Origin of the sequence: Roseibium sp., from assembly GCF_025698965.1 — a bacterium.
In the GTDB taxonomy this organism is placed as follows: Bacteria; Pseudomonadota; Alphaproteobacteria; order Rhizobiales; family Stappiaceae; genus Roseibium.
In genome coordinates, this window is record NZ_JAILWL010000508.1 from 1 (window position 1) to 4,540 (window position 4,540).

4 protein-coding genes are annotated in these 4,540 nt (G+C 53.5%); 1 reads left to right on the top strand and 3 read right to left on the bottom strand.

The window, feature by feature from the left end; all coding sequences use genetic code 11:
* Positions 1 to 849, bottom strand: an 849-nt coding sequence (locus K5905_RS28220) for a lipopolysaccharide biosynthesis protein (RefSeq protein ID WP_297590595.1), incomplete at its 3' end; no start/stop codon positions are given.
* A gap of 400 nt (positions 850 to 1,249) precedes the next feature.
* Between K5905_RS28220 and K5905_RS28225 the strand changes: the two genes are divergently transcribed.
* Positions 1,250 to 2,302, top strand: a complete 1,053-nt coding sequence (locus K5905_RS28225; RefSeq protein WP_297590598.1) for a glycosyltransferase family 4 protein — start codon at positions 1,250 to 1,252, stop codon at positions 2,300 to 2,302.
* Between the two features lie 79 nt (positions 2,303 to 2,381).
* On the opposite strand, the gene K5905_RS28230 is transcribed toward K5905_RS28225, so the two are convergent.
* Complete coding sequence (locus K5905_RS28230) at positions 2,382 to 3,656, bottom strand: glycosyltransferase family 4 protein (RefSeq protein ID WP_297590600.1); 1,275 nt, start codon at positions 3,654 to 3,656, stop codon at positions 2,382 to 2,384.
* Positions 3,653 to 4,540, bottom strand: an 888-nt coding sequence (locus tag K5905_RS28235) for a nucleotide sugar dehydrogenase (protein WP_297590604.1), incomplete at its 5' end; no start/stop codon positions are given. The genes K5905_RS28235 and K5905_RS28230, both read right to left, overlap by 4 nt.

Sequence of the window (4,540 nt, forward strand, 5' to 3'; positions counted from 1 at the left end):
GGAAATCAGAACGAAACTCACAAGACTCGCGGTTCTTGAAGCTGCAAAGTATTTGCCAACATCCTCCTGTGACACAAAAACACCGAGAAAGAGCACGTCCACAGTCCGAAACGAAACGACGGCAATCGCGGCAAACCAGATCGGGATGGCAACCTGTCTCCAGGTCGACATTTCGTCTGGACTTGAGGCTTGAGGCACAGCCGGTGGCAGCAGCTTGCGCACATATACCCACTGGCAGGCCACAAACAACCAAAGGCAGAGCACCGCACCGGACATGAATACGGTAAGCTGCATGTCCTTCACGAAATAGCGGGTTGCGAAAAAACCGAGAGGTATCAGTGCCAGGCGCCAGAATACGTCCCTCGGTCCGAGCGCCGCGACGACACTGCCGAATGAACGCGAGATGGCCCCCTGCACTTCAGCCATTGCAAATGCCGGCAGAAGACACATGCCGATAATGAAGACAACCGGCTGCAAACCGGTGTCCACCATGCTCCAGACAGAGAAAAACACCGCACCGGAAAGTGCCACCAGCACCGTCGCAATTGCCACAGATCTTCTTGCGACCCGAATGACGCTCCCGATGAGCTGCGATTTGTTTTGACCCCGGTATTCCCCCAGAAAACGTATCAAGGCCGTCGGGGATCCGAAGCTGCACACCACGGCCAGAAAGGTAATCAGACTGATCAGGAACGCGTAGGTACCGTAGTCGGCGGGATCCAGCCAGCGTGCGAGGAATACAACCCCGGCATAGCTGACCACAGCCCAGGCCACACGAATTCCAAACGCAATCCCCGACTGTCCCAGGAACTTCTTTAACAACTTGTCCTGTAGAGTTTTTTTAATCAAATTTGCCTCTGAAAACGAAGAATTGAAAAAGTTAAAACCGGTGGGCAGCCTTCAGGGTTCGAGCTGCCGAATAGTCGAGATATTGATCCAATCGCATAGTTCGTATCGCCTTTTTCCGCAACAGGAAACAGACATTGCAAAATGTCTCATTCGCCAGGTGTTTCTCTCCACACCCGGACGATCATTTTCTGCAATTCCCCGTCAGAATGATTGCAATCATTCTTGTCGATCTTGTATTTAATAGACTGCTACACTAAGCCGGTAAACCAGGGTAAATTTGTCCTAAGCAGATCTCGAAATCTTTGAGTGAAATCACACTTTCCGCCAAAATTGTTTTCGGACACGACCACTCGACCGAAGTTGTCTCAATGGTGAAATTTGTTATATTTTTGAGGTATTTATGCGCGTAATTGTACTATTTGACAATGTCCCCGGGGGGATCAAACGGGTTGTCGACTATATGATGGAAGCACCTGATGAGCGTGTTTCCTTCGATGTGTTTCCAACCCATGGACCGATGTGGAAAAGCCTGCTGCAAATGCCCTTCAGGCTTTGCTCGTTCTTCTTTCTTTGCCTCCGGAAAAGATATGACATCTGCCACATCAATGTAGCTGCTCATGGCAGCACCGTGCGCAAGGTTCTTTACGCACTCATTTGCAGGCTCACCGGCCAGCCTTATGTAATTCACCTTCACGGGTCACGGTACCGGGATTTTTACGATGACCTCCCGGCATTCGGCAAAAGCATCGTTCGCTCGTTATTCGAAAAGGCGCAGAAGGTCATTGTCCTCGGATCTGTCTGGAGGGACTATGTCGTTGACGTTATCGGCATCGATCAGAGCCGCGTTGAGATCCTGCAAAATGCGGTTTATGCACCCGATGAGGTTCCTGAAAAGCCGGAAAGGACATCAGGGCCGCACATTCTGTTCCTGGGCCGGCTTGGCGAAAGAAAAGGAGCACCGGAACTTGTTGAAGCACTCTCTTCGGCAAAGATGGAATCATTGAAGTGGACGGCCACTCTGGCAGGAGACGGGGATGTAGATTTTTATTCGAACCTGGCAAAAGAACGTGGCGTCATTGAAAGAATAGAGTTTCCGGGCTGGGTGGGCCCACAGGACGTACGCAAGCTTCTGAGCACCGCGGACATCATAGTTCTTCCCAGTTATGCGGAAAACCTGCCGCTCTCGATGCTCGAAGGCATGGCCTATGAACTGTGCCCCGTCGTCACTCCGGTCGGTGCGGTCGGCGATGTTATTCACGATGGCGAAAACGGGTTGCTGGTCCCCGTCGGAGACGAAGAGAAACTGGCAGACGCATTGGCAAGGGTTGTCGGGGACGCGCAATTGCGGCGGCGACTGGCCTCACAAGCCCGCAGGGACTTTGTCGCGACGTTTGACCTGAAAACGTATAACGGAAAACTTGCAGGAATTTATGCCGGCGCCCTCGGTCACTAGGACACATTCCACAAAACCGGATGTCGGGCGGTGGACGGTACCGAGCGTCCTCGTCCACCGCCAAACGGGGTGAATGTGGTCAGGCGAAAAGTTTCCTGTAGGCGCTGATCAATGGTTCGATCTGGTGAGACCAGGAAAGCTCGGTCTCCACGCGTTTCCGGCCCCGGGCTCCCATACTGGCGCGCCGCTCAGGATCGCCCAGGAGTTCCACGATCTTTTCAGCCATGTCCGCTGCATCGTTGGGCTTGGCGTACAAGGACGCGTCCTGAGCCGAAAATTTCCCTTCCGTGACATCAAATTGAACGATGGGCTTTTCGAATGCCATGTATTCCATGATCTTGTTCATGGTGGATTTGTCGTTCATTTCGTTGACCCGGTCAGGATTGACACAGATGTCGGCACTGGACAGAACCTCAAAAAGCACATCATCGGGAGCCCGCCCGGTGAAGGTCACGTAGTCCTCCAGTCCCATGGATGCCGAAAGCGCCTTGAGACCTTCAAGGCTCGAACCGCCACCGACAAGACAGAACTGAATGTCCTGACGACCGAGTTTGCGGACCAGATGATCGGCAGCATCCAAAAGCAGGTCGATGCCTTCCTGCTCGCCCATGACACCGACATAACTGATCAGATACTTCCGGCCATTCTTCCAGGTGTCGTTCGGCGGCAAACGGCGCAGCCGCGACAGATCTGGACCGGAACGCACCACAAATACGTTTTCCGGGGCCATCTTGCCCCGCTCAACCGCGATCGCCTTGTAGCTGTTGTTCGTTGCGATTGATACCCGGGCACTTGCAAAGGTCATCCGCTCGAAGAGGCGCATCAGATTCCAGAAGAAACCGCGTTTGCTGAACTTGGCTTCGTAAAGTTCGGGGTTGATATCGTGATGGTCGAACAAATAACGCACACCGAAGAGCTTCAGCGGCAGCGCGACCAGGAAGATCAAGTCCGGAGGGTTGCAGCCATGTATGGCATCGAGTCCACGGGTCAGGAAAATCCGCCAGGTCAATACGGTTTCCCAAAACAGAGCTGCACCATACTCGGCCAGATACCCCAGAGCGCCGTCAGCTTCATGCGGCAGTGTGTGCCGATACACATGTATCCCCTCCAGCAGCTCGTATTTCTTTTCATGTCCTTTGCCGACGGGGCAAATGACCGAAACTTCTGCTCCTGCAGCTCGGAGTGTTCTGGCCTCATGCCAGACCCGACGGTCAAATGGGACAGGGAGATTTTCGACGACGAGAAGAATGCGCTTGCCTTTCAGCGGTGCAGTCTCGAGCAACTCTGCACCCAACGTTGCGGCGTCGACCTGGATGATGGCATCAGGTGCCGATTGGAAACTGAGTGAAGTCATGCCATGGTTCCAACGCTAATAATGTTCGCACCGTTCAGCGTGAGCTGGGCAATCGACGCATTCGCTGCCACAACCAGATCGTAAGAGCGGCTTTCCGCCTCTTCTTTCGAAATCAGAAGCTTGTTCAGCGTCGGCAGATTTGAATAGGCATAGCCAAGGTTCTGACCAACAAGACGGTCTGCAATCAGGCTCGGATCGAAAATGTCCAGTTCATACCCGGCCTCAAGAATTCTTCTGGCGAGATCCAGATTGGGGCTTTCCCGCAAATCATCCGTATCTGCCTTGAAGGCCACACCCGCCAGGAGAATGCGCGCTCCGGGTGCGAGAGCTTTCGTGGCTTCCTGGAACTGGTAAAGCTTGTGTGCCTCGTTTGTCCGGATCAGCGTGTCGATCAGGTGAGTGTTTGCCCCCACATCCGTTGAAATATGCTGAAGGGCGCGCACATCCTTGGGCAGACAGGAGCCCCCGAACGGACCTCCGGGTCTTGTGTAATAGGCGGACAGGTTCAGTTTGGTATCGGATTTGAAAATCTCGTGAACCTGCTGCGCGCTGATATCCATCTGGTGACAAATACGTCCGATTTCGTTGGCGAAAGCCACCTTCGCCGCGTGCCAGGTGTTATCGACGAATTTCGTGATTTCGGATTCGCGATACTTGACATGAAAGACCGGCGCGTCGATCCCCTTGTGAAGCTGCTCCATTCTTTCTGACGGCTGGCCGTCATAGGTTCCAACGACGATTTTTGGAGGATTGAAGTAATCTTGGATCGCCGTGCCTTCACGCAAAAACTCGGGATTGTAGACTAGCTCAACACGATCGTAGAGTTCGTCGCCAAGAGTCGTCTGGAAGATCGGGGCAACCAGCTGCTCCATTGTTCCGGGTCT

What these genes read in the sequence shown, in the direction of transcription:
- K5905_RS28225 (WP_297590598.1), top strand. Translation starts at nt 1,250, where the DNA reads ATGCGCGTAATTGTACTATTTGACAATGTCCCCGGGGGGATCAAACGG.
- K5905_RS28230 (WP_297590600.1), bottom strand. Translation starts at nt 3,656, where the DNA reads ATGACTTCACTCAGTTTCCAATCGGCACCTGATGCCATCATCCAGGTC.